This window comes from Pseudomonas sp. HP_01, assembly GCF_055284355.1.
The window spans coordinates 20,243-42,018 of record NZ_JBTOPV010000010.1 but is presented as its reverse complement, the minus strand read 5'-3'; the positions used below and the strand labels follow the sequence as shown (position 1 = coordinate 42,018).

Below are 21,776 nucleotides of genomic sequence, written 5' to 3'. Positions count from 1 at the left end.
CGCCGGGTGTGCTTCTTGCGCGCCCGGCTGTGGCCCCGCTCACTCATCTGCGAGATCCCATGATCATTTCTGCCTCCACCGACTACCGAGCCGCCGCCCAGCGCAAGCTCCCGCCCTTCCTGTTTCACTACGCTGACGGTGGCGCCTACGCCGAGCACACCCTGCGCCACAACGTCTCCGACCTGGCCGACATTGCGCTGCGCCAGCGCATCCTGAAGAACATGTCCGAGCTGAGTCTTGAGACGACGCTGTTCGGTGAAACCCTGAGCATGCCGATGGCACTGGCACCGGTCGGTCTCTGCGGCATGTACGCCCGCCGAGGTGAAGTGCAGGCCGCACGCGCCGCAGACGCCAAGGGCATTCCGTTCACGCTGTCGACGGTTTCGTTGTGCCCGATTGAAGAGGTCGCCCCGGCGATCAAGCGGCCCATGTGGTTTCAGCTTTACGTGCTGAAAGACCGCGGCTTCATGCGTAATGCGCTGGAGCGAGCCAAAGCCGCCGGCGTGAAAACACTGGTGTTCACCGTCGATATGCCCGTCCCCGGCGCTCGTTACCGAGATGCGCACTCTGGCATGAGCGGCAAAAGCGGACCGATGCGCCGGGTCTTGCAAGCCATGACTCACCCGCAATGGGCGTGGGATGTAGGCATCAACGGCCGTCCCCACGACTTGGGCAACGTGTCGGCCTATCGCGGCAACCCTACCGGACTTACCGATTACATCGCCTGGCTGGGCAATAACTTTGATCCGTCGATTTCATGGAAAGACCTGGAATGGATTCGCGATTCCTGGGACGGCCCGATGATCATCAAGGGCATCCTCGACCCGGACGACGCCCGGGATGCGGTGAAATTCGGCGCCGACGGCATCGTCGTGTCCAACCATGGCGGCCGCCAGCTCGACGGCGTGCTGTCCAGCGCCCGTGCGCTGCCCGCCATTGCCGACGCCGTGAAAGGCGATCTGAAGATTCTCGCCGACTCCGGTATTCGCAGCGGCCTGGATGTGGTGCGCATGATTGCCCTCGGTGCCGACACCGTGCTGATCGGCCGCGCGTTCATCTACGCCTTGGCCACCCACGGCGAGGCCGGCGTGAAAAACCTGCTGGATCTGTTCGAGAAAGAAATGCGCGTGGCGATGGTTCTGACCGGCGCCAAGTCGATCAGCGAGATCACCCGCGATTCGCTGGTTCGCGAACTGGGCGCCTGACCCGCGCTGATTCCCCGCATGCGGCCCGACAGAGGCCGCAGCCGCCACCGAGATGCACCCACGAGGAAGACCGCATGACCTTGCCCGCCGCGTTTCTGGCCGGTGTGAACAGCCTCATTCCTGCCGGAAGACGCTTCGACGACCCACTCTCGACCCTGGCCTTCGGCACCGACGCCAGTTTTTACCGACTGATCCCCAAACTGGTCATCCGCGTCGAATCAGAAGACGAAGTCGTGACGCTGCTCAAACTGGCGCAGGCGGATAAAGTCCCTGTGACCTTCCGCGCGGCGGGCACCAGCCTCTCGGGGCAAGCCATCAGCGACTCGGTATTGATCGTGCTAGGCGACAACTGGAACGGTCGTGAAATACGCGGGCAAGGTGCGCAGATCCGTTTGCAACCGGGCGTTATCGGCGCGCAGGCCAATGTGTGGCTCGCGCCATTCGGGCGCAAGATAGGTCCGGACCCGGCCTCCATGCACGCCGCCAAAATCGGCGGCATCGTCGCCAACAATTCCAGCGGCATGTGCTGCGGCACGGCCCAAAACACCTACCACACCCTTGCTGGCATTCGGCTGGTGCTCGCCGACGGCGCCCGCCTGGACACGGAAGACGGCGCCAGCGTCGCTGCGTTTCGCCTCAGCCATGCCGAGCTGCTTGAGCGCCTCGCGCAGTTGGGTCGTGAGACCCGCGCCAATACCGACCTCGCCGCGAAGATTCGCCACAAGTATCGTCTGAAGAATACTTGCGGCCTGTCGCTGAACGCTTTGGTAGATTTCGACGAGCCGCTCGACATCCTCAGTCACCTGCTGGTGGGGTCAGAGGGCACGCTGGGCTTCATCAGCGCGGTGACGTACGACACGGTGCCCGATCACCCGAACAAGGCAACGGCGCTGATTGTCTTTCCCGACATCGAAACCTGCTGCAACGCCGTGACGGTTTTGAAAACCCAGCCGGTCGCTGCTGTCGAACTGCTTGATCGGCGCAGCCTGCGCTCGGTGCAGAACAAGCCAGGCATGCCGGCATTCGTTCGTGAGCTATCGGAAGGCGCTTGCGCCCTGTTGATCGAGGCCCGCGCCGCGACACGACCGTTACTGCACGAACAACTGGCGCAGATCATGGCGTCCATCGCGCATTTCCCGGTCGAGAAGCAGGTCGATTTCACCGAAGACGCGACCGAGAACGCACGGCTCTGGGCCATTCGCAAAGACACCTTCCCTGCCGTCGGCGCAGTGCGTGAGACCGGCACGACGGTGATCATCGAGGACGTGACCTTTCCCGTCGAGCAACTGGCCATCGGCGTTCGGCGATTGATCGAACTGTTCGAAAAGCACCGCTACGACGAGGCGATCCTGTTCGGCCACGCACTGGAGGGCAACCTGCACTTTGTCTTCACCCAGGGCTTTAACGATCCGCAGGAGATCGCGCGTTATTCCGCGTTCATGGATGACGTCACTCAACTGGTGACCGTGGAGTTCAACGGCTCACTGAAAGCCGAACACGGCACCGGCCGCAACATGGCGCCGTTCGTGGAGCTTGAATGGGGCAGCGAGGCGTACGCGCTGATGTGGCAACTCAAACGTCTGCTCGATCCCGCCGGCGTTCTCAATCCGGACGTCGTGCTCAGTGAAGATCCGCAGGTGCACCTCAAGCACCTCAAACCCATGCCCGCTGCCGATGCGATCATCGACAAATGCATCGAGTGCGGCTTTTGCGAGCCGGTGTGTCCGTCAAAAGGGCTGACCCTGAGTCCACGCCAGCGCATCGTCATGTGGCGGGACATCCAGGCGAAAAAACGCGCGGGCGCCGACACGACTCAGCTCGAGCGTGACTATCAATACCAGGGCATCGATACCTGTGCAGCCACCGGACTCTGCGCTCAACGTTGCCCGGTCGGCATCAATACCGGCGAGCTGGTGAAAAAGCTTCGCGGGGAACAAGCGCAACACGGCAAGGCTGCCAGCTGGATCAGCCAGCACTTCGCGACAGCGTTGAGGGGGGCGCGATTTACGCTGCATGCCGCCAATGGCGCGCGCATGCTGCTCGGCGCACCGAGGCTGGCGAACGTTTCCAGCGCGTTGAGCAGAGCGTCTTCGGGCCGCGTGCCTCAGTGGACGCCGGCAATGCCACAGCCCGAGAACGCTATTCGCTTCACGCCGCCGATTGAAGATTCGCGCCCGCGAGTGGTCTACCTGGCCGCCTGTGTGTCCCGCGTCATGGGGCCTGCTGCGGGTGACCGCGAGCAGATGTCGCTGATGGACAAGACCCGAGGGCTGCTGGAGAAAGCCGGGTATCAAGTGGTGTTCCCGGAAGACCAGAACAGTCTGTGCTGCGGCCAGCCTTTCGCCTCCAAGGGCTACGCCGAGCAGGCAGAAGAGAAGCGCCAGCAGATGCTCGCTGCGCTGATCAAGGCCAGTCGCGGCGGGATCGATCTGATCTACTGCGACACCAGTCCCTGCACCCTGCGTTTGGTCCAAGACCTCAAGGAAAGCCGGCTCGACCTGTACGACCCGGTACGCTTCATCCGCACGCATCTGCTGGACAAGCTGGTGTTCACCCCGCAGCAGGCACCCATCGCTGTCCACGTCACTTGCAGCACGCAACACTTGGGCGAGAGCCAGGCGCTGATCGACCTTGCGCGAATGTGCAGCGTGAATGTGGTCGTGCCCGAAGGCATTCATTGCTGCGGATTCGCGGGAGACAAAGGCTTCACCACACCGGAGCTGAATGCCCATGCGCTGCGCTCGTTAAAAGACGCTGTTCAATTCTGTGATGAAGGCATTTCGACCAGCCGGACGTGCGAGATCGGGCTCGCGCAACATGGCGGTATCGACTACCACGGGCTCGTCTATCTCGTGGATCGAGTGACTAAACCCAGAATCTCTTGATGCACACAAATGGGGCGTAGATCGCCCCATAATCTCGAAACATCCGGCAACGTGGCTTTTTCGCAGCATCGTGAAAAAAAATAGAACCCCTGCGACAGGCGGCAGTCCATCTCTTTAGGCGCCGCAAACCATTCGGCGCTTTTCCCTCTATCTCGGGCACCGGCAAATTGAGCGGCGACACCGAGTCAACAGGCTCAAGGAGATACACATGAAGCGCACCGCACTGACTGGACTGTTTCTTACCGCTGCACTGTTGGGCTCCCCGGTTTTCGCTGCTGATGACCTGTGCGGCGCGAACATCGCGGCACTGAAAAATGCTGAAGCATCGACCACTACCAACCTGACCGGCGACAGCAAGACTGACATCGAGAAAACCGTAGCTGATGCCACCGCCGCGCAGAAACGTGGCGATGACAAAGAGTGCATCTCCATCACTACCAAGAAAATCACCGAGCTGAAAACCGGCGGTGACGGTAGCGACGGCGGCGCCGCGAAGTAATTGCCGAATCGCGACGGGCCCAGGCCCGTCGCGATAGGAATGTCAGGTGGACGGTCGACGTATCTCATTGATTCGGGTAGACTCCGCCGCCTGACTGCTAGAGCAGCAGAATTGGGGCCGATTAGGATTCGACGCCGGTGATGAAACTCTAGGGGCATGCCGACTTGGTAACAGAAGTCGTAAATCCACTGTTGCAACTTTCTATAGTTGCCAATGACGAAACCTACGGGGAACAAGCTCTCGCCGCGTAAGCGGTGCTAGCCTTCCTTCTGGTAGCCTCGGCTCCAGCAATCACCAGGGGATGCCTGTAAACCCAAAGTGATTGTCATATAGAACAGGATCGCCGTGCAGTACGCTGTGGACGAATCGGCTAAAACTTACACAGCTCGCCCAAAGCACCCTGCCCGTCGGGTCGCTGAGGGTTAACTTAATAGACACGGCTAAGCATGTAGGCCCGAAAGCGGAGTACTGGCGGACGGGGGTTCAAATCCCCCCGGCTCCACCAAATTCACATTTAAAGACGTCCTAGGGCGTCTTTTTTTGTGCCTGAAATCCAGCAAATGCGGGGCTTTTAGGTCCAATGGGGTCCGAGGGCATCTGAGCTCATCCTACAAATCGTGTATTCCACGTGGTATTCCAAACCCACGACTGGTATTTTTTGGAATACACGCAGTATCGGAGATCACCATGGGTGCTCAAGCCACGCGGCTTTCAGACGTCAAAGTCAAAGCCGCGAAACCAAAGGAAAAAGACTACATCCTCACTGATGGCGACGGCCTTCAGATGAGAGTGAGAGCCAATGGCTCAAAGCTGTGGAATTTTAACTACATTCACCCAGCAACAAAAAAGCGGATCAATATGGGCCTTGGTACCTTCCCGGAGGTGGGCTTGGCTCAAGCCCGGAAACGGACCGTAGAGGCAAGGGAGCTGGTGGCGCAAGGGTTCGATCCGAAAGAGAAGCGTGACGCTGATCGGCAAACGTTAAGAGCGACTACGGAACACACCTTCAAAAATGTGGCCAGCGCATGGTTCGAGCTCAAGAAAGACTCTGTAACTACTGCCTATGCTGAAGACATCTGGCGCTCTTTGACGCTGCATGTCTTTCCCGATTTGGGGGCTACCCCGATCTCAGCAATCACGGCTCCAGCGGTCATAAATTTGCTTAGGCCGCTAGAGACCAAAGGCAGCCTTGAGACAGTGAAGCGACTGAGCCAGCGTCTTAACGAGATCATGACCTACGGCGTGAATTCCGGCTTGATTCACTCAAATCCACTCAGCGGGATTCGCTCGGTTTTCAAGAAACCAAAAAAGAAAAACATGGCAGCACTCGCTCCAGACGAGTTGAAAGAACTGATGGTGACGGTGGCGAATGCCAGTATAAAAAGGACTACGCGGTGCTTGATCGAGTGGCAGCTTCACACAATGACTCGACCCGCAGAAGCAGCTACCGCACGGTGGGCAGACATCGACATTAGCAAGAAAATCTGGACGATACCTGCGGAGCGAATGAAAAAGCGCCGGACTCACATCATCCCGCTCACGGAACAGACTCTGGAGCTCCTGGAGGCTATAAAGCCGCTTAGCGGACACCGCGAGCATGTTTTCCCTGCAGACCGGAATCCCCGTACTCATTGCAACAGCCAAACCGCCAATATGGCTCTCAAGCGTATGGGTTTTGGAGGCCGCTTGGTTAGTCATGGAATGCGCTCAATGGCCAGCACCATCCTCAACGAGCACGGCTGGGATCCTGAGCTGATTGAGGTTGCGCTTGCTCACGTGGATAAGGACGAGGTTCGTAGCGCGTATAATCGGGCAGATTACATAGAGCGAAGACGGCCCATGATGAAATGGTGGAGCGAGCATATCAAGGAAGCGGCTACCGGAAATCTGTCGATTTCCGCAATCATTGATCGCCTGAACTGAAGCTATCTTTTGTCTCATCCCGGATGAGCGCATTAAGATGCGAGTGGCTTTCCTACTCCCAATTTCGGAAGACGTCGTAAACCTCGTGCAGAGCATTCCGCAAGCAAAAGGAAAAGCCCTATTTGTTTCAAGGGCAGGGCAAGACCGGAGTGATACACGCAAACACCATACGCCGCGCCTGCATGGCATGGGACATGAACATACCACGCGACACGGCTTCCGCTCTTCGTTCCGGGTCCGGGTGGGCGAATGCACTCACTACCCACGTGAGGTTTGCGAAACGGCGATGGCGCATGATGAACGTGACCAAACTGAGGGGTCGTACTCTCGCTCCGACTTCCTCGACAAGTGACGTGCGTTCAAGACAGATCGGGCTAATTTTCTATGATTAACTTCTGCGTTGGTACGTTCCGAGGAAGTATGATTTCGATTACAGATGCGCAGATTGAAGGTATTAAACGGCGCAAACCGTCCGAATTGAGACAGGCTTGCGAAAAAGATCTATTCTCAGGAAAGGACTGGTTCATCGGAAACGCAGCAAGGATTTTGACTGTACTTGAGAAACTTAGCATTGAAGAAGCTTTAAAGCAGACGTTTGAAATAATTACCCACCGCATGTTAGTTTTCACTCAGCGATTTGCCCCCGATACCAGGGAAAAGCTGCTTTCAGACATATCTAAAATCGTAGATAGCGACGACAAGCTCATCGCTACCGCAGTGCGCAAATCAACCAATTTCTTATCCTATCTAAGCCGAGAGGAACTTACGGTAATAAATCATCTCATCAAAGCTTTTGCCGAGCACAAGGACGCTAAAAAGTTTTCAGGCCTTCCGCCATTAGCAATTCCAACATTGCTTTTCAGCCTAGAGCATGCTTATGCAGGCCAAGATAGATTCGCAAAAGACAATACAGTTGACCGCCAAAAGTCAATAAAACGTACCAGAAGACTGCAAAGCTTAAAATATAGCGCTGCGCGCATTAAAACTTGCGAACTTCTTGATGAACTACGACCTGAAGAAGGCTGGAAAGACGAAAATGAAGCAGCTACGAGCATTATGGAAAAACTCAAAGAGTATCTAGACAAAGAAAAAATTAGACACCCAAGCACTCAAGACAAAGCTATGCTTAAAAAGCGCTTGATAGCTTGGATGAGAAAGCATGACTTAGTGAACCTAGCCTTCGAGCAAAATAAACAGCGCAATGATTGAAGTATATATTAAAAGCAATCGCCCGGTATAAAAATCATTTGGCCCTTGGCCTACCCCCTTTCTGAGCTTGTACAGTTTTTACTACACCTTTATAGAACGAGCGCTTGTCTCCGGGCAAATAAGCACGTACCCATCGATCAATTTTCGTCAGGTATGAAGCAGCCTCCTTGACCGCTTGTAATTTCTCAAGATCATAATAATCGAGTCGGCCGGTGCCATCTACGTTATGCCATGGCCGAGGCACGCAGTTCCAATAGTGCCCTTTCCCACAGGTGACCTGCTGCCATAACTCACCTACACGCATACCCATTGTTAAATGCTCACGGTGCTTTGAGCCATCTAGGAATAACATCACATGGAAATGAAATCCCTTCCTGATACCGTACTCAAGCTTACAGGCATATCCGACCATGGATATAGGAGAATCTTTTTTTGACAGCGCCTTGAACAAAGACTTTCGATGCTCGCATATCTCAGGGTGATACGAATGCACCTCATAGCCCTCGCGCGAAATTAAATCGCTTTCCTCGCCTGAGTAGCCTAGATCAACACGAACGACCAGCAATCGGGAGAAGCACTTCAGAATATCGTCAATGTATTTAGAAGTACTCCGAAAATTTTTATCAGAAGCTCGCCGATGATTTCGCTCTGCCTTCTTGAACTCACCGGAGTTAAGATGAGCATAAAGACCGCGAACGTATGCATTAACATTTTTAACATTGTCGTCCGCACCCTCCTTAGAATACGCTTTAAAGTTATACTTAAACTCACTTCGCAATTCGAAGAAAGCATGCACATATGGGCTTAGTTTTACGACATTTTTCATTTCTTCATAGCCACTTTCGTATGCACTGACGCGCATCGCTTCTATAACGATCTCAGCACGCTTAGAGGATACAATGTGAAACCCAGTATCTGATGCAGCATATTGAATTTTTGCTAGAACCTCACCCTTGGTCTCCAGTATCAAACTCGTCGCCCGAATTATTGCAGCCACGGCTCCGAACATATTGGAAGAATGAATAACCCACTCATCATTAAGCGTCTCATGATTCCACGCCAACTCAACTTCACGACCTTGCAACACAGTAGCACATGCTGAATCATCATTCATATTTCATCCTCGACCACTACAAACGCCAAGCTCGCACCAGTAAAGTCACTCAATACAAACGAGCGATTACATACATTCAATATTAGATATAATTATTGATATAACATATAAACCAATACTCACACACGCAACACTTACGGCGATATCTCACCACCCTCACCTCTAGAGAGGATTATCAAGTTCGAAAATATAGAAACTCAGAACAAAACCTGAAAAAAGTTAGTGTCGAATTTCAATAACACCCTCACTCTCGACCGAGCGTTACCCTGGACTCTATCCAGCCGTTTATATCATGATCTAGCCAACCAATAGCTGACAAGCCAATCTTAATTGGTTTAGGGAAGGTATTATCATAGCGGGTGGATTTCGGGTTGATTCGATCATAAATAGTCGACTTTGAAAGACCTACTCGCCTTGTGACCTCTGCCATTCGCAGTATCTGCATTGCCTTTTTAGGTTCGGTATTCATCAGGGGCCTCCTCGTATGGCTTGGAGAACAGGCTATGGCATAACGCTGAACACGTCATTCACCTCATGATCGCTCGCAAAAAATCCCCGCCGTTGACAGCCACTGCTGCTGCCCCCCTTGACAGCGAAGGCCGACCTGACTAATCGCGCAGCGCGTGCATAACAACAGAAGTTAGTTCGCAAAAATAAAACTTAGTTCTTTGATCGAAAATTCACGCGCAGTTCAAAAGCGCACCGCCCTACCAAACGATCCGAACTCATATTTTCACATCCAAACATGTCCAACCCAATCAAACTCCGCAACAATCATGCCTGTTACCCTCAGTAAAGGGCGGGGCACGATAGCCGGTTTCATTCAACTTTTTAAATGCTCATCCCGCTGCCTCACGCCCCTGCTATTTTTGCAATTCGTAGCGGGAATAGCAGGAAGCAGCTGTCTGCGATACATAAAAAATCGCAGTCAACAAAATCTCGGTCATACATTACGAACCTGAATCTCTGCGCACCAATTACCTCTCCCGACTCGGCAATTCACATCCAAGCAGATCGGCCATACGACCTGCTTGATGGGCTCTGTAAGCGTGCAATGACTTCATCTCTCTATAAAAGGAAAGCGCTCATGACCATTCAGTGTCCCAGCTGCCAATCAGCTTCTGTAATGACCAAAGATATTGGCAAGAAAATCGGTGCCCTCATCGGCACCGTCGGTGGTGCCGCCCAAGGGGTCACCGGGGCAATGGCCGGGGCCGAGGTTGGTGCTGTTATCGGCGTCATCGCCGGCCCTCCTGGGGTCGCCGTTGGCGGGATTGCCGGAGCCATCCTCGGCGGACTAGCAGGCGCGGCAACAGGCTGTATCGCTGGCGCCAAACTCGGCGAGATAGTAGATGAACGAGTTCTGGACAATTTCCTCTGCCTAGACTGCGGACTTTCGTTTAGCTGTCGTCAGTCTATTTGACCTGAAGTTTGAACTGCTCTCCTCCCGCTTGAAGCAAGCGCTACTCACCATCTGATTCATCGCTCCGCTCTCCTCGATCACGACTCCGCATGCCGAAGGTTTCCTGCTGAATGCTCAGCGGCCTCGCCGTGCCCCTATGAAAAGGAAGTTCCCATGGCACATCTCATCGAACAAATGGCTTACGTTGGCGCTACGCCCTGGCATGGCCTGGGCAGTCGCCTTACAGAGAAACAGCCGCTGGAAGTCTGGCAGCGTGAAGCCGGCATGAACTGGCAGATTCAGGACAGCCCGGTTCATTTCAAAGCCGATACCGCTGGCCATATAGGCAGCATTCACTCGTTCCCGGAACAAAAGGTGCTGTATCGCTCCGACACCAAAGCACCGTTGTCGGTGGTCTCGCATCGCTATCAGGTAGTGCAACCTCGTGAAGTTCTAGAGTTCTACCGAGACCTGACGGAGTTCTCGGGTTACGAATTGGAAACTGCTGGCGTGCTCAAAGGCGGTCGCAAGTTCTGGGCACTCGCAAGAACCGGTCAGGCAACAATGCTGAAGGACAATGATCGGGTCAACGGTTATCTGCTGCTGGCAACTTCCTGCGATGGCACACTGGCGACCACCGCCACCCCCACCACCGTTCGCGTTGTCTGCAATAATACTTTGGGCATTTCCCTAAACAACGCCAGTCAAGCCATTAAGGTTTCGCACAGCACACGCTTTGATCCGCGAACTGTAAAAAAGCAACTGGGCATCGCCGTCTCGCAATGGGACGAATTCATGTACCGGATGCGCGTCCTCGTCGAACGCAAGGTTCAGACAAAAGAGGCCCTTGGCTTTTTTATGGACGTGCTATGCGACACCGGAGCCCATGACCCCATTCCAAATGTACTGCCCAACAAGCGAGCTATGGAGAAGGTGCAAAACCTTTACGAAGGTAAAGGCCAGGGAGCTGATCTGGAGTCTGCTCGCGGAACAGCATGGGGCTTGCTGAACGCCGTGACTCAATACGTCGATCATGAAAGACGCGCCCGGAGCTCTGAGTATCGAATGGATTCCGCATGGTTTGGACAAGGCGCAGTAATCAAACAGAAGGCTCTTAATGCAGCCTTCCAACTCGTTGCGTGAACCATCGAGCCACAGCACTGCCGAGCGCTCTCGCCTGAAGGGGCGTTCGTAATCATTTAATGCCAACACCCACACTCTAGTACTGCGCACCCGCCCGCCAGTGCATCCACGCGTTCGGATAGGAATATCAGCATGAAATATCCCAAGCTCAGCCCAGGTAAAACGCCCGACACCTATGTCATGGAATCACCAGTAACCGAGTCCGACATCCTGCAGATGGCTCAACAACTCGCGATGTATCGTCTGTCTAAAGGACGGGCGTTGACTGAGCGTAGACTCGTCATCAGCCACCTACAAACGCTGCTGCAATTCCATGATTACGAGGTCCTTGCTTTGTTACTGCTCGATACCGAGCACCGGGTTATTGGCTTTAAGGAACTATTCAGGGGCGCATTGGAGGTTGTCTGCGTGTCCCCTAGAGAGGTGGTCAAGATCGCCTTGGAGCATAACGCTGCGGCCGTGGTTCTGGTGCATAACCATCCTTCCGGTGGCCCGGAGCCCGGTCAAGCAGATCGAGCACTGACCGCAGTCCTCAAAAATGCACTCAACATGATTGGCACCCACATATTGGACCATGTCGTCGTGGGTTATGAGGGCTGTGTCTCGCTGGCAGAACAGCGACAACTGTAGGAGCGCTTTCCCCTTGATATGCACTAGGCAAGCAGATCAGGCTGGGCGAGGCAGCTACGTCCCGGATATGAACCAATATCGCGATAAGTCGACGAGATTTCCATGGCGCTTGTACGTTTCCTGATCACACCTCTCACCTTCATCGGTGTATTGGCAAGTGTTTCACTGGTAGTACTGGGTATGATACTGATGCTGCGGTTTCCGCCAATGTTGATCGCAGTAGGCATTGCCTTCCTAATCTTTCACTGGATGCTCAAACGCCTGCCCAAAATTGATAAATAACATACGGCAGACAGGGGGTTGAAGCACCCCCTGTCTGCCTAACAACTATGCTATTTTTTTGGTCCGGATTGCTAAAAATTTAAGCCCTAGCCGAACTCAGCAGGTCTGCCCCCGCATCCTTCTTCAATAACTCATATACCACCGTCAGGAACACATCCCGCGTCGCCTCATCGCTCAGCAGCTTAGTCGCCATGCTGGCGTGGCTGCTCATGGCACCGGCAATCGCTTGAACGGCCTTCATCGGCAGGTCGGCCCTCATAGCTTGATCCATTGTGTTGTTCTGAACTTGGGCCATGACAACGCTATCGCTACGTAGCCTTTCTGATACATGAACGGCAAAGGCCACCTGCTCGGTTTCAGTGATGTCCTTACCGAAGGCGTTGTTGAGCTTTTCAATAAGCTCCGTGAGATATTTTCTCTCGCGGTCGCGCGCTGCGCGCAGACCGTTGTCGATCATGCCATACAAACCAGGAACCTCGGCCAGCACGCCAACACCGACCAGATCATCACCTTTCTTAATCTTGTAATGGGTGAGTTTGAGATCCCCAAAGTCTACCTGCTCGGCGCTGATCCCTTTCAGGCACCTGCGCAGCAGCCGTGCATAGCAGGCAAAGGCTTCCAACGCAGAATCACCGAACTCTACCAATTGCGCAATGTACTCATAGGTTCGTACAAACTTGGACAGACTCTCGCTGAAAACCATCAACTCGTCACGCGCCTTACAGTACTCGGCACGCTGCACGTCGGCGTACTCCATGCCCTTGTTGTAACCGCTGCTCTGAGCTATCTCCCAAGCCTTTTCCCACTGATCGATGGCGTCGTTCAGCGTCTTTAGTTTGCCATTGAATCGGTCGGTGGCCGATTGGGTAAGTGAGTAGGGTTTCTGGTGGGTAACGTTTAGATCGACAATGGCATTGTCGAATGCCTCCACCTCGGCCTGCTCGTAGATGAACATGCCGTCCAGGAGCGTGTCTTAGCCACCGTTGGAACCAAGCACACGACAGCGAATGGCGTACACCGGGTCACAGCTTCGAAGTGGTAGCTCACACGATGAAAAGGGTGATTGTTGTCACTGTGGTGACGCATTGGTTGGTATGTAATGAAAAGATGCATGAGGCTAAAAACGGTGCCCACCTAATGGGCACCGACACCAAAGCGCTACGATCAAACGAGCTATTGACCCCACCCCCGAATCAAAAATGCTGGAAGTTCTAAGGCCGTAATGAACAGCGACATACCAGCCGACTAAACAACGCGACCTATTTTAATCTTAAAAATTGATCTAATTTTCCAGACAAATAAGCGTCACCGAAGGAGAAGAATAGGCGACGACCGTGGCGAAGGCACACCTGGGTAAGAGGAAAAACAAACCTTTTGACCCACAGTTGGTGAAACACTGCCGTAAAAATTAGACACATGGAAAAACTTATCCTCAGACACCCCATCCTCCTCAGCAATGAACCCGGCCGTGGCTGTGCCACCTCCTTGATAGTTGATAGGGTATCGAGTAATTCGCCCAACCCTGCGAGCACCCGTCGCATACGTAAAGGAGTTAAAGCTCTTGATCACATCTTCTGCGGTAGGCCTATCATCAGGCTCCATCGCTAGGCAACTAATCAACAGATCCCAAACATTACGCTCCAGCTCGCCGGTGTCAGGATGTTTGCCAAACCAAGTAGGTTGAGCGATTGAGTACTTTCCAACTTGGTATAGGGTGACGTTCTTAATAGCCATACGCCCAGTACCAAACGGAGGCACACCAGCCAATAAGTGGTATATCACGCATCCTAGAGCCCAGACATCCATAGGCATGCCGGCTTTCTTCCAATCGTCCCAGCATTCAGGAGCCATGTAAGGAACAGCACCCAGCAAGGTATTGGAGGACAGGAGCGTAGATTCGTCCTCCGCAAAAAGCTCCATCTCTGCAGCAATTTCAGCTTCAGCGAGTTTTGCGATTCCGAAATCCGTAAGCTTAATAGACTCCATTGATGCATCAATGGAAGTCATGATATTGCTAGGCTTGAGATCCCTGTGACATATTCCTACCTTGTGGGCTTCATGCAAAGCCTTCGCAATATGATGAGAGACATGCGCAGCAAGATACGGATCTAAAAAGAGGAAGTCATTAGCTAAGCGATCCCCTAAATCTCGACCTGAGATAAACTCCTCGACCATGAAAGTAAAGGTATCATCTTCAAAGTAATCAAGTGTTGCGGCGATATTTGGATGATTGACGCGCGCGCCCATCTCCGCTCCACGTCGAAATCGTCTATCTTTAACCCCCGCCTTAGGAGTTTTTACGGCTATATGCCTATCAAGCGTACGATCGTAGGCATAATAAACCTCTTGCATACCACCCGCAGCGTGAAACCTTATGATCTCATATCGATCAACAAGTACCTGCCCTGGACTTAGACGAAGTTGACTCACAGTATCACCTCGGGGTGAGAGGAGGAAAAGGTAACCCAGTAACGGTTATTTCTGAGTTCAGCGCGGCCAAAAGTTAACACGCACGCATGATGCAAAATAGCACCGGGAACCGCAACGCGATTATTGATGTAGACATCACCCTCGACGCTGGTTATTTCGAAGCGCACGCCATCATAGACCGCAACTATCCCACCTAGACCTTTGAACTTTAACCCCACCCGCCTATTATCTTTCGACAGCTGATAGAGGTTACTATTGTAAACAAACGTCCCCCTGTGTTCATCCCGCACGAGATGATTCTGAATGATATCGCAAAACCTCTTTGCGGTAGGACGCGAAGCAGGATTAGTCGACAAACAAGAATCAATGAGATCTACGACTTCTTTCGCTAACTTCCCACTCATAACCGTGTCTATTGAAGGCACGCCGGCAGAGGTCTGAGGGGGCCTTTCGAATAACACGCTAGGTGTACTCGCACTGGCAAGAGCCCAAGCACAGACACCTAGCGCATAAATATCCATTTCTTTTGTGATGCACGCACCAGTTACGAATAGCTCGGGAGCCGCGTACACGAAAGTACCACGATTAAGCACCGTATGGTAATCCATGCCTTCAACAGAAATACCAAAATCAAAGAGCTTAACTATGCCAGCGGAGGACGTTTTTATATTATCAAGCTTCAGATCCCTGTGGATAATATCAGCAGCATGCAATGCAGCCAAGGCTTGCGCGATTTGATAAACCACCTTCAAATAGCCTGTAGGATCACCCGAGGCTTCTAAATGGAACTTCTCGAAAGATCGACCTTTGAGATGCTCAATTATGATCCCTTGAACTGCTCCGCCCTCGTCTTTGATAACATCATAGATTTCGACTATATGTTTAGACCGGGCTTTGGCCAACATCTGAATCTCATTACGAAGCTGCGCATCATCGTGCCCAGACTGCATAAACTTAAATAGAACATCCCTCCCCAAAAAATTATCTCGGACAGGCTGAACGCTACCAAACCCACCACTCATCAACGTATTTGTAACTGTCGAGTATCTACTGGGTAAATTTATCATCTGATTCCATTCAATCTTTAGGGTCTGTACTTGGCTCGGGATCGACCGAAATTTCAATCTTCGCACGCGCTACTTTTTTTCTTTCTAACGCAGGTTCTTCAACGATTCTAAAGTCAAGCTGTTCTGGCTTGTGTTCTTCTACTCCCGAGCGGGCATACTTCTTCCGCAACGCCTTTCGAATATCCGACTTCATAATTGGCCGCTCTGAATCAGGCAGGCGCGAAGCTGATGCCGAGGCAGAAAGTATCACTTTAGTATTTCCGATCCACGCTTGAATTTTCAGCAAGCCTGATTCAGCCTTGGGTATATTTGAAATAGCATCCTTAATTCTTTCAATTACAACAATGGACGCATTATCTATCCCACCCGTCCAGTTTGACAGTGAAATTACTCTGCTGACGGCAGCGGTTGCAGAGGGTGCTTTTTTTAGCAGGGCATTAAATCCTTCTTCGGCACCCTTCCATGTACCGTCCGTAGCTACAACGACACCGTCATTTAGGTGGTCGGGATCTAATAGAGTTATTCTAAGATCATCGGCGGTCCTGCTTTCTTCTCCGATTGCCTGCGACAAACTCCCGCCAAATCCCCGGAAGCGAAGAGCAGAGGGATCTTTAATGGCAAGCTCGGAAAGCTCGTTCTCCATTGTGTCATCTCTGCTGATTTGGACTAGCCTATCTTTGAGTGGGGACCAAGCGTAGATCCGACTGTCGCCGATATTCGTCGCCGCCATTTCTCCGTAGCCTCTCGCTATCAATACGCTGAGCGTGGTAGCACCCTTTCCGCGAAGACTTTCACGGACACGATCATCAACACGTCTAACTAGTCGAGGAAGCAGGATTGAAAGGGGAAGGCTGGAGCGGTTGTGCGCCAGCTCTTCTAAAAAGGCAGTTAATGCGATTGATGCGGCGACATCCCCCATGTCTGTACCGCCCACGCCATCGCACACGAGCACGACAAAGTAGGCCTCGCCATCTGCTGCTGAGATTTGGGCTACAGCAACCCGGTCCTCATTTCTCGAACGGACCAACCCTACACTGGTGCCGATGGCGACGGATAGGTCAGCTATGGCCACCGGGGGCATTGCATTCCAGGACGCGCGTTCTATTTCCAAATACAAATCACGACCGATCTGGGAAGTGATGGTCTTTTTAAACTCTGCAGAAAAAGAATTCATGTGCTCACTGACTTGGGCTCTTGAGGGCATGTGGGGTGGCGCATGGTGACGCGAGGCGCGGACTACAGACCTGAGAACGGAAAGCGCGGATTCGATGCGCAGGATAGCCGTCGACACTGTTAAGGCGAACAGATCTCACCTGTAGCGCTAGCAATGCACGCTGCCAATGTCTTACGTTCAAGCTCACGTCCTTTTGAGGCTGTACGCCTAGTCTGACCTTTACCCGAGTCAACCAGAAAATCCCGTTTCGGCAGAGTAGCTTGCTCCGCACACGGCCCGGTCGCATATCACGGCGGCGAATGCTTCGCCTGATGGAAATGCCGATTGCTCGTAGCTTAGCAAATTCCCCTAGCCTAGCAACACGCTAGAGATCTACTGCTGGTTTTCCTCCAACCAGCGCCTTTAAGCTTCCACTGTTGATAATGTCCGCCTTGAGCACAGGCCTTTTGGTGTCGCGCATTGAAAATGGGGGGCTAACCTAAGACGAATGGCTTGAGCTGAAGGGATTGTGGGCCGATCCCAACGTTGAAGGCATTTGATAGAGTCGTCCGGATCAGAAGGAATCTCATCGGCTTGGCCGATCACGCCTCAGAGCATTCTAAATGGACTCGGTATTCCAAAGAGTATTCCAAGCAGAAAATGCAGACATAAAAAAACCAATGAAATCATAATCTTACAACATCAATTCAGATTACCCCGGCCCACCACTTTTATATCTAAAGACGTCCAAGGACGTCTTTTTTTGTGGGTGGAATTTGGTTGCGCGCACACACCCTTTGCGCGTGGGCCACCCCCACGCAGCAGCACTTCGCTCAACAAAATCCAGACATAAAAAAGCCCCGCTTCACTCAGCGGGGCTTTTGCGTTCAGCGGGAGTCGATCAGACCCCGCCCTTACCCGGCAACGGTTCGTCATTGCCGCGACGAGTAGTTGGCTCGTCAGTCACCGGGTCATTCTCGGTACGCGCGGGCTCGGTCGGGTCTACCTGCGGATCGGAGACATCGGGCGATTCCTCATTAAAGCCAAGGTCCTTATCCGGATCCGTCTGCGCGGTGTTTCCTGTAAGCGAAGTGTCATTAGCCATGAAACCGATCTCCTCGTTTACGTGCGAGTTATCCGCACCATGACCATGAGAATCCTATGAACTCGCCAAGTGCCCCGGATTAGACGGGCGGTTTGTCCACGACATCTCATATTGAACGCCGACCTCATCGCGCCCCACATGCTGGCGACCGCTGCTGAAAGCAAGCGCCGCAGCACACCTGCGACAAATGAACGCCCCTGAGACCCCGGACCTGCGTTGTGACAACGTTAACAACGGCGTAGAATCCGCAACATCTCGTCGCATCTCCCCATACTCATAATATTCAGCTGACCGCATGCACCGCCCAGGCCTACGCCTCGAGCGGTCTTCCTGCTTGTCGTCGTTTTTGTGGGGGAAGCGGCAAACCGAATTCTTCAGGAGGGCATTCGTTTTAATGAATACCACTAACGCACACACCGGAAGTTGGCTGAGCGTGATCGCGCTGGCTCTGGCGGCCTTCATTTTCAACACCACGGAATTTGTGCCGGTGGGCTTGTTGAGCGCTATCGGTCATAGCTTCGACATGACCACTGCCCAGGTCGGCCTGATGCTGACGGTCTATGCGTGGATCGTGTCGCTGACCTCCCTGCCGATGATGCTGCTGACCCGCAACATCGAGCGGCGCAAATTGCTGTTGTTTGTGTTTCTGACGTTCATCGCCGCCCACGTGATGTCGAGCGTGTCGTCGAGCTTCGGCATGTTGTTGGTCAGTCGCGTCGGTATCGCGGTGGCACACGCTGTGTTCTGGTCGGTGACCGCGTCGCTGGCCGTGCGGGTGGCGCCGGAGGGCAAGCAGGTACAAGCCCTCGGGCTCCTGGCAACCGGCACCGCGCTGGCGATGGTGCTCGGCATTCCGCTGGGGCGCATGCTGGGCGAAGCGCTGGGGTGGCGCGCAACATTCCTGGCGATTGCCATTGCCTCGGGTATTACCGTGCTGGTGCTGATGAAATCGCTGCCGCTCCTGCCGAGCCAGAACTCGGGTTCGTTGCAGAGCCTGCCGATGCTGTTCAAGCGGCCGGCGCTGATGTTGCTCTATCTGCTGACGGCTCTGGTTGTCACGGCTCAGTTCACGGCCTACAGCTACATCGAACCGTTCGCACAGATCGTGGCGAAGATGGATGGCGACATGACTACCGTTATCCTCTTGCTGTTCGGCGGCGCCGGGATCGTCGGATCGGTGATCTTCAGCCGCTACAACAACCGTTACCCGCGCGGCCTGCTGATCACCGCGATCGGCGCGCTGGCGGCGTGTCTGATTCTGTTGCTGCCGCTGTCCGGCAATGCCTCGTCGATGGGTACGCTGAGCGTGGTCTGGGGCATGGCGATCATGTGCTTTGGTCTGGTGATGCAGTCCAAGGTGCTGGCGATGGCGCCGGATGCGACGGACGTGGCCATGGCGCTGCATTCAGGTATCTACAACATCGGCATCGGCGGCGGCGCGCTGCTGGGCAGCGTGGTGATCAGCCAGCTTGGCGTGGCGAACATCGGTCTGGTAGGCGGCATGGTGGCGATCAGTGGCTTGCTGCTGGCGTGCCTGGCGACGCATCGGTACGGCGAAACGATTCGGGCGTAGGCCACAAAACTCAGCAGTCGGGCGGGCAAATGAACGACCTGCAGCAGGCGCGCAATTACCCGCGAATCACGTTGGGTCAGGAATTCTGATGCGCCTGACTGGACGCATTCGCGGGCAAGCACGCTCCTACAGGATTCCCGCTCCATCATTCCCATCGATAACCAACATTCCCGCGAATGCCTTCCGCTCAACATTCATGGGCGTACCATCGCCCTCACACCCAAACACGAACCGAGGGCAGGAAAAATGATCGTTCATCTCCTTACTTGCTTGACGCTCGCAGCGCTAACCAGCTACGTCGTCGCCCTCAAACTCTTCGATCTGGCGTCGGTCGTCATGACCGCGGACGAAGAGGACAGTCGTGTTGTGGCACCGGCCAATTAAGGCCAAGTAGCTGACACTTATCAGCACCTTTCACGCTTTCAACTTCTGTTGAATGCGGAGCAATCGACATGACCCGAGACGTCACTTTGCACGTTAGCTTTCCGATATTTGGAAAGAACTATTACTCACAACATGTCATCGCCCGCAAGAACAGCCACGGTCTCGTTGAGGACAATCGCTTCGGCGCCTTCATGATGCCCTCGGCGGAAAACCACTTCAGTAATGAGGTGGTGGGCTTCAACGATCAGTTCCGGTTTTTGACTGACGTATTGGCCATGCACTTGCTGGAAGTTGAAGAGGCACGACCTGCACGTCGAGTTCGGCAGTCAGCTCAGTCGCGCAGTTTGTAAATGCAGCTTTGAACTACGCCACCTACGCAGCCAGGTAACCCCGACCTTGGCGACGTAGGTGGCTTTCTTTTGCGCGGCTCTGTCCCATGTCTCAAGCCTCTTGAATCGAACCAGCGCTGTTCACGTTTGCCTTGCCCGGCCAATGCATTGAAAATCTCCGCGCTTTTATCCCCTCTCTTGAAATGTGTTGATCGTGAAAAACCTCCTGCGTAGTTTTATCCCCCAATCTTCCAACACTCATCCTGTCGAGTGGTGGCGGGCCGCAATCGGTGCGTGCCTGGGCATCTTCGTCAGTGCAGTGTTCTGCCGCGAGCTGTATGGCATCGATATCACGCTGCACCTGTTGGGCCCGGTCGGTGCGTCGGCGGTGCTGCTGTTTGCGGTGTCGACCGGGGCGCTCGCGCAGCCTTGGTCGATCCTCGGCAGTTACCTGATCGCCGCGCTGGTGGCGCTCTTGTCCATCAGGCTGTTCGGCAACACCATCAACGCCGCCAGCCTGGCGGTCTGCTCGTCCATCCTGCTCATGTGCGTGTTGCGCTGCCTGCATCCGCCCGCTGCAGCGGTGGCGATCTGCATCGTCACGTCGAAGAACGAGCTGTCGCCCTTGGGGCTGTATGTGCTTGGCCCGGTGATGCTCAACGCGCTGTGTCTGCTGGTCGGCGCGCTGATCTACAACAACCTGACCAGGGTGCGCTACCCCAAGGCGCAGGCCAGTGAGTTGCCGGCGACCGAACAGCCGCCACTCAACAACGACGGTTTCAAGACCGAGGATCTCGACAAGGCGCTGGAGGAGATGGGCGAGTTCGTCGATGTTTCTCGGGAGGACCTTGAGGAGATTCTGCACAAGACCGAAGAGCACGCGCTGCGGCGTAACCGTTTCGATATCGACGCCGCTCGGACTCTCTCACGCAGTACGGAAAGTCTGTCCCTGGAGCATTCGATGGCGGACGCGATGAAGATGCTGGCCAGGAATGACAGCAATTACTTGCCGGTGCTGGATGGCGACAAGAAGGTGGTCGGCATCATCACACTGGTCAGGTGACAGATCGCGTTAAGCGGCCACTGGCGGAAATCCGGAATCTGAGGTCTGATGCGGAAAGCTCGTACAGATAACGAGCCACACCCCTACTTCTGCGGAAACCCACATGAAACACGCCCTGCTTGCCGGCTTGCTCCTGACTGCATGTGCCCTGCCCTTCGCGGCAAATGCCAACGACGATAACAATCAGTGCCAGATGAACCTGAGCAAGGTTCGTGACGCGAAAGTCGCCAATCCCAACCTCAGCGACGCAGTGAAAAGCGATATCGACACCACCGTGCACCGCGCCGAAGCGGCCCTGGCGCGGCACAACGATGACGGTGGACGTGAATGTGTGGCGCTGACGCAGCAGGCACTGCAGAAGGCCCAGAGCAACTGAGCCG

20 protein-coding genes, 1 other RNA gene and 1 pseudogene are annotated in these 21,776 nt (G+C 54.1%); 15 read left to right on the top strand and 7 right to left on the bottom strand.

Annotation, left to right across the window (positions count from 1 at the left end; all coding sequences use genetic code 11):
• Window positions 1-59: 59 nt before the first annotated feature.
• The 7 genes and pseudogenes from lldD to ACYAR8_RS07655 all read left to right on the top strand — a co-directional run bounded on the left by lldD (window position 60) and on the right by ACYAR8_RS07655 (window position 7,721).
• Window positions 60-1,205, top strand: a complete 1,146-nt coding sequence (gene lldD / locus ACYAR8_RS07685; RefSeq protein ID WP_074888426.1) for an FMN-dependent L-lactate dehydrogenase LldD — start codon at window positions 60-62, stop codon at window positions 1,203-1,205.
• 74 nt (window positions 1,206-1,279) lie between these two features.
• Complete coding sequence (locus tag ACYAR8_RS07680) at window positions 1,280-4,090, top strand: FAD-binding and (Fe-S)-binding domain-containing protein (RefSeq protein WP_463579543.1); 2,811 nt, start codon at window positions 1,280-1,282, stop codon at window positions 4,088-4,090.
• Window positions 4,091-4,298: 208 nt separating this feature from the next.
• Entirely contained in the window at window positions 4,299-4,589 is a 291-nt protein-coding gene (locus tag ACYAR8_RS07675) for a hypothetical protein (protein ID WP_074888420.1), read from the top strand.
• Window positions 4,590-4,702: 113 nt separating this feature from the next.
• Window positions 4,703-5,094, top strand: a transfer-messenger RNA (tmRNA) gene (ssrA, locus tag ACYAR8_RS07670).
• 182 nt (window positions 5,095-5,276) lie between these two features.
• Window positions 5,277-6,512 (top strand): integrase domain-containing protein, encoded by a 1,236-nt coding sequence (locus tag ACYAR8_RS07665; RefSeq protein ID WP_463579542.1) that lies wholly within the window; start codon window positions 5,277-5,279, stop codon window positions 6,510-6,512.
• Window positions 6,513-6,528: 16 nt separating this feature from the next.
• A pseudogene (locus ACYAR8_RS07660) lies at window positions 6,529-6,864 on the top strand (integrase); the annotation flags it as partial.
• A 68-nt stretch (window positions 6,865-6,932) separates the two neighbouring features.
• The gene (locus tag ACYAR8_RS07655; RefSeq protein WP_463579541.1) at window positions 6,933-7,721 is read left to right on the top strand and encodes a hypothetical protein; all 789 of its coding nucleotides are present in this window, start codon (window positions 6,933-6,935) and stop codon (window positions 7,719-7,721) included.
• Between the two features lie 34 nt (window positions 7,722-7,755).
• Here the strand turns inward: ACYAR8_RS07655 and ACYAR8_RS07650 are convergent, their stop codons facing one another.
• The gene (locus ACYAR8_RS07650; protein ID WP_463579540.1) at window positions 7,756-8,835 is read right to left on the bottom strand and encodes a YagK/YfjJ domain-containing protein; all 1,080 of its coding nucleotides are present in this window, start codon (window positions 8,833-8,835) and stop codon (window positions 7,756-7,758) included.
• 244 nt (window positions 8,836-9,079) lie between these two features.
• Entirely contained in the window at window positions 9,080-9,304 is a 225-nt protein-coding gene (locus ACYAR8_RS07645; RefSeq protein WP_463579539.1) for a helix-turn-helix transcriptional regulator, read from the bottom strand.
• Window positions 9,305-9,922: 618 nt separating this feature from the next.
• Between ACYAR8_RS07645 and ACYAR8_RS07640 the strand changes: the two genes are divergently transcribed.
• From ACYAR8_RS07640 to ACYAR8_RS07625, 4 genes are all read left to right on the top strand, one after another.
• Window positions 9,923-10,258 carry a hypothetical protein gene (locus tag ACYAR8_RS07640; RefSeq protein ID WP_463579538.1) on the top strand — a complete coding sequence of 112 codons (336 nt, stop codon included), beginning with the start codon at window positions 9,923-9,925 and terminating at the stop codon, window positions 10,256-10,258.
• 153 nt (window positions 10,259-10,411) lie between these two features.
• Window positions 10,412-11,380, top strand: coding sequence for a DUF932 domain-containing protein (locus ACYAR8_RS07635; protein ID WP_463579537.1), 969 nt, complete (start codon window positions 10,412-10,414; stop codon window positions 11,378-11,380).
• 132 nt (window positions 11,381-11,512) lie between these two features.
• Window positions 11,513-12,010 (top strand): JAB domain-containing protein, encoded by a 498-nt coding sequence (locus ACYAR8_RS07630; protein WP_463579536.1) that lies wholly within the window; start codon window positions 11,513-11,515, stop codon window positions 12,008-12,010.
• 102 nt (window positions 12,011-12,112) lie between these two features.
• The gene (locus tag ACYAR8_RS07625; RefSeq protein ID WP_463579535.1) at window positions 12,113-12,292 is read left to right on the top strand and encodes a hypothetical protein; all 180 of its coding nucleotides are present in this window, start codon (window positions 12,113-12,115) and stop codon (window positions 12,290-12,292) included.
• A gap of 79 nt (window positions 12,293-12,371) precedes the next feature.
• On the opposite strand, the gene ACYAR8_RS07620 is transcribed toward ACYAR8_RS07625, so the two are convergent.
• The 5 genes from ACYAR8_RS07620 to ACYAR8_RS07600 form a co-directional block, all read right to left on the bottom strand.
• Window positions 12,372-13,247, bottom strand: a complete 876-nt coding sequence (locus ACYAR8_RS07620) for a hypothetical protein (protein ID WP_463579534.1) — start codon at window positions 13,245-13,247, stop codon at window positions 12,372-12,374.
• A gap of 350 nt (window positions 13,248-13,597) precedes the next feature.
• Window positions 13,598-14,722, bottom strand: coding sequence for a serine/threonine-protein kinase (locus ACYAR8_RS07615; protein WP_463579533.1), 1,125 nt, complete (start codon window positions 14,720-14,722; stop codon window positions 13,598-13,600).
• Entirely contained in the window at window positions 14,719-15,744 is a 1,026-nt protein-coding gene (locus ACYAR8_RS07610) for a protein kinase domain-containing protein (protein ID WP_463579568.1), read from the bottom strand. Before ACYAR8_RS07610 ends, ACYAR8_RS07615 begins: the two co-directional genes overlap by 4 nt.
• Window positions 15,745-15,799: 55 nt before the next feature.
• Entirely contained in the window at window positions 15,800-16,963 is a 1,164-nt protein-coding gene (locus ACYAR8_RS07605; protein ID WP_463579532.1) for a PP2C family protein-serine/threonine phosphatase, read from the bottom strand.
• An 880-nt stretch (window positions 16,964-17,843) separates the two neighbouring features.
• Complete coding sequence (locus tag ACYAR8_RS07600; RefSeq protein ID WP_463579531.1) at window positions 17,844-18,047, bottom strand: DUF6021 family protein; 204 nt, start codon at window positions 18,045-18,047, stop codon at window positions 17,844-17,846.
• Window positions 18,048-18,441: 394 nt separating this feature from the next.
• On the opposite strand from ACYAR8_RS07600, the gene ACYAR8_RS07595 reads away from it, so the two are divergent.
• From ACYAR8_RS07595 to ACYAR8_RS07580, 4 genes are all read left to right on the top strand, one after another.
• On the top strand, window positions 18,442-19,620 hold the full coding sequence (locus ACYAR8_RS07595) for a sugar transporter (RefSeq protein ID WP_463579530.1): 1,179 nt from the start codon (window positions 18,442-18,444) through the stop codon (window positions 19,618-19,620).
• Between the two features lie 452 nt (window positions 19,621-20,072).
• The gene (locus tag ACYAR8_RS07590) at window positions 20,073-20,354 is read left to right on the top strand and encodes a hypothetical protein (protein ID WP_074888404.1); all 282 of its coding nucleotides are present in this window, start codon (window positions 20,073-20,075) and stop codon (window positions 20,352-20,354) included.
• A gap of 193 nt (window positions 20,355-20,547) precedes the next feature.
• The gene (locus tag ACYAR8_RS07585) at window positions 20,548-21,396 is read left to right on the top strand and encodes an HPP family protein (protein ID WP_463579529.1); all 849 of its coding nucleotides are present in this window, start codon (window positions 20,548-20,550) and stop codon (window positions 21,394-21,396) included.
• Window positions 21,397-21,499: 103 nt separating this feature from the next.
• Entirely contained in the window at window positions 21,500-21,772 is a 273-nt protein-coding gene (locus ACYAR8_RS07580; RefSeq protein ID WP_074888396.1) for a hypothetical protein, read from the top strand.
• Window positions 21,773-21,776 lie beyond the last annotated feature (4 nt).

Excerpts from the sequence above, each read along its gene's own strand:
- ACYAR8_RS07675 (WP_074888420.1), top strand. The coding sequence starts at position 4,299 with ATGAAGCGCACCGCACTGACTGGACTGTTTCTTACCGCTGCACTGTTG.
- ACYAR8_RS07605 (WP_463579532.1), bottom strand. The coding sequence starts at position 16,963 with ATGAATTCTTTTTCTGCAGAGTTTAAAAAGACCATCACTTCCCAGATC.
- ACYAR8_RS07680 (WP_463579543.1), top strand. The coding sequence starts at position 1,280 with ATGACCTTGCCCGCCGCGTTTCTGGCCGGTGTGAACAGCCTCATTCCT.
- ACYAR8_RS07635 (WP_463579537.1), top strand. The coding sequence starts at position 10,412 with ATGGCACATCTCATCGAACAAATGGCTTACGTTGGCGCTACGCCCTGG.
- ACYAR8_RS07580 (WP_074888396.1), top strand. The coding sequence starts at position 21,500 with ATGAAACACGCCCTGCTTGCCGGCTTGCTCCTGACTGCATGTGCCCTG.
- ACYAR8_RS07665 (WP_463579542.1), top strand. The coding sequence starts at position 5,277 with ATGGGTGCTCAAGCCACGCGGCTTTCAGACGTCAAAGTCAAAGCCGCG.
- ACYAR8_RS07630 (WP_463579536.1), top strand. The coding sequence starts at position 11,513 with ATGAAATATCCCAAGCTCAGCCCAGGTAAAACGCCCGACACCTATGTC.
- ACYAR8_RS07620 (WP_463579534.1), bottom strand. The coding sequence starts at position 13,247 with ATGTTCATCTACGAGCAGGCCGAGGTGGAGGCATTCGACAATGCCATT.
- ACYAR8_RS07610 (WP_463579568.1), bottom strand. The coding sequence starts at position 15,744 with ATGAGTGGTGGGTTTGGTAGCGTTCAGCCTGTCCGAGATAATTTTTTG.
- ACYAR8_RS07595 (WP_463579530.1), top strand. The coding sequence starts at position 18,442 with ATGAATACCACTAACGCACACACCGGAAGTTGGCTGAGCGTGATCGCG.
- ACYAR8_RS07600 (WP_463579531.1), bottom strand. The coding sequence starts at position 18,047 with ATGGCTAATGACACTTCGCTTACAGGAAACACCGCGCAGACGGATCCG.
- ACYAR8_RS07625 (WP_463579535.1), top strand. The coding sequence starts at position 12,113 with ATGGCGCTTGTACGTTTCCTGATCACACCTCTCACCTTCATCGGTGTA.
- ACYAR8_RS07650 (WP_463579540.1), bottom strand. The coding sequence starts at position 8,835 with ATGAATGATGATTCAGCATGTGCTACTGTGTTGCAAGGTCGTGAAGTT.
- ACYAR8_RS07590 (WP_074888404.1), top strand. The coding sequence starts at position 20,073 with ATGACCCGAGACGTCACTTTGCACGTTAGCTTTCCGATATTTGGAAAG.
- ACYAR8_RS07655 (WP_463579541.1), top strand. The coding sequence starts at position 6,933 with ATGATTTCGATTACAGATGCGCAGATTGAAGGTATTAAACGGCGCAAA.
- lldD (WP_074888426.1), top strand. The coding sequence starts at position 60 with ATGATCATTTCTGCCTCCACCGACTACCGAGCCGCCGCCCAGCGCAAG.
- ACYAR8_RS07645 (WP_463579539.1), bottom strand. The coding sequence starts at position 9,304 with ATGAATACCGAACCTAAAAAGGCAATGCAGATACTGCGAATGGCAGAG.
- ACYAR8_RS07640 (WP_463579538.1), top strand. The coding sequence starts at position 9,923 with ATGACCATTCAGTGTCCCAGCTGCCAATCAGCTTCTGTAATGACCAAA.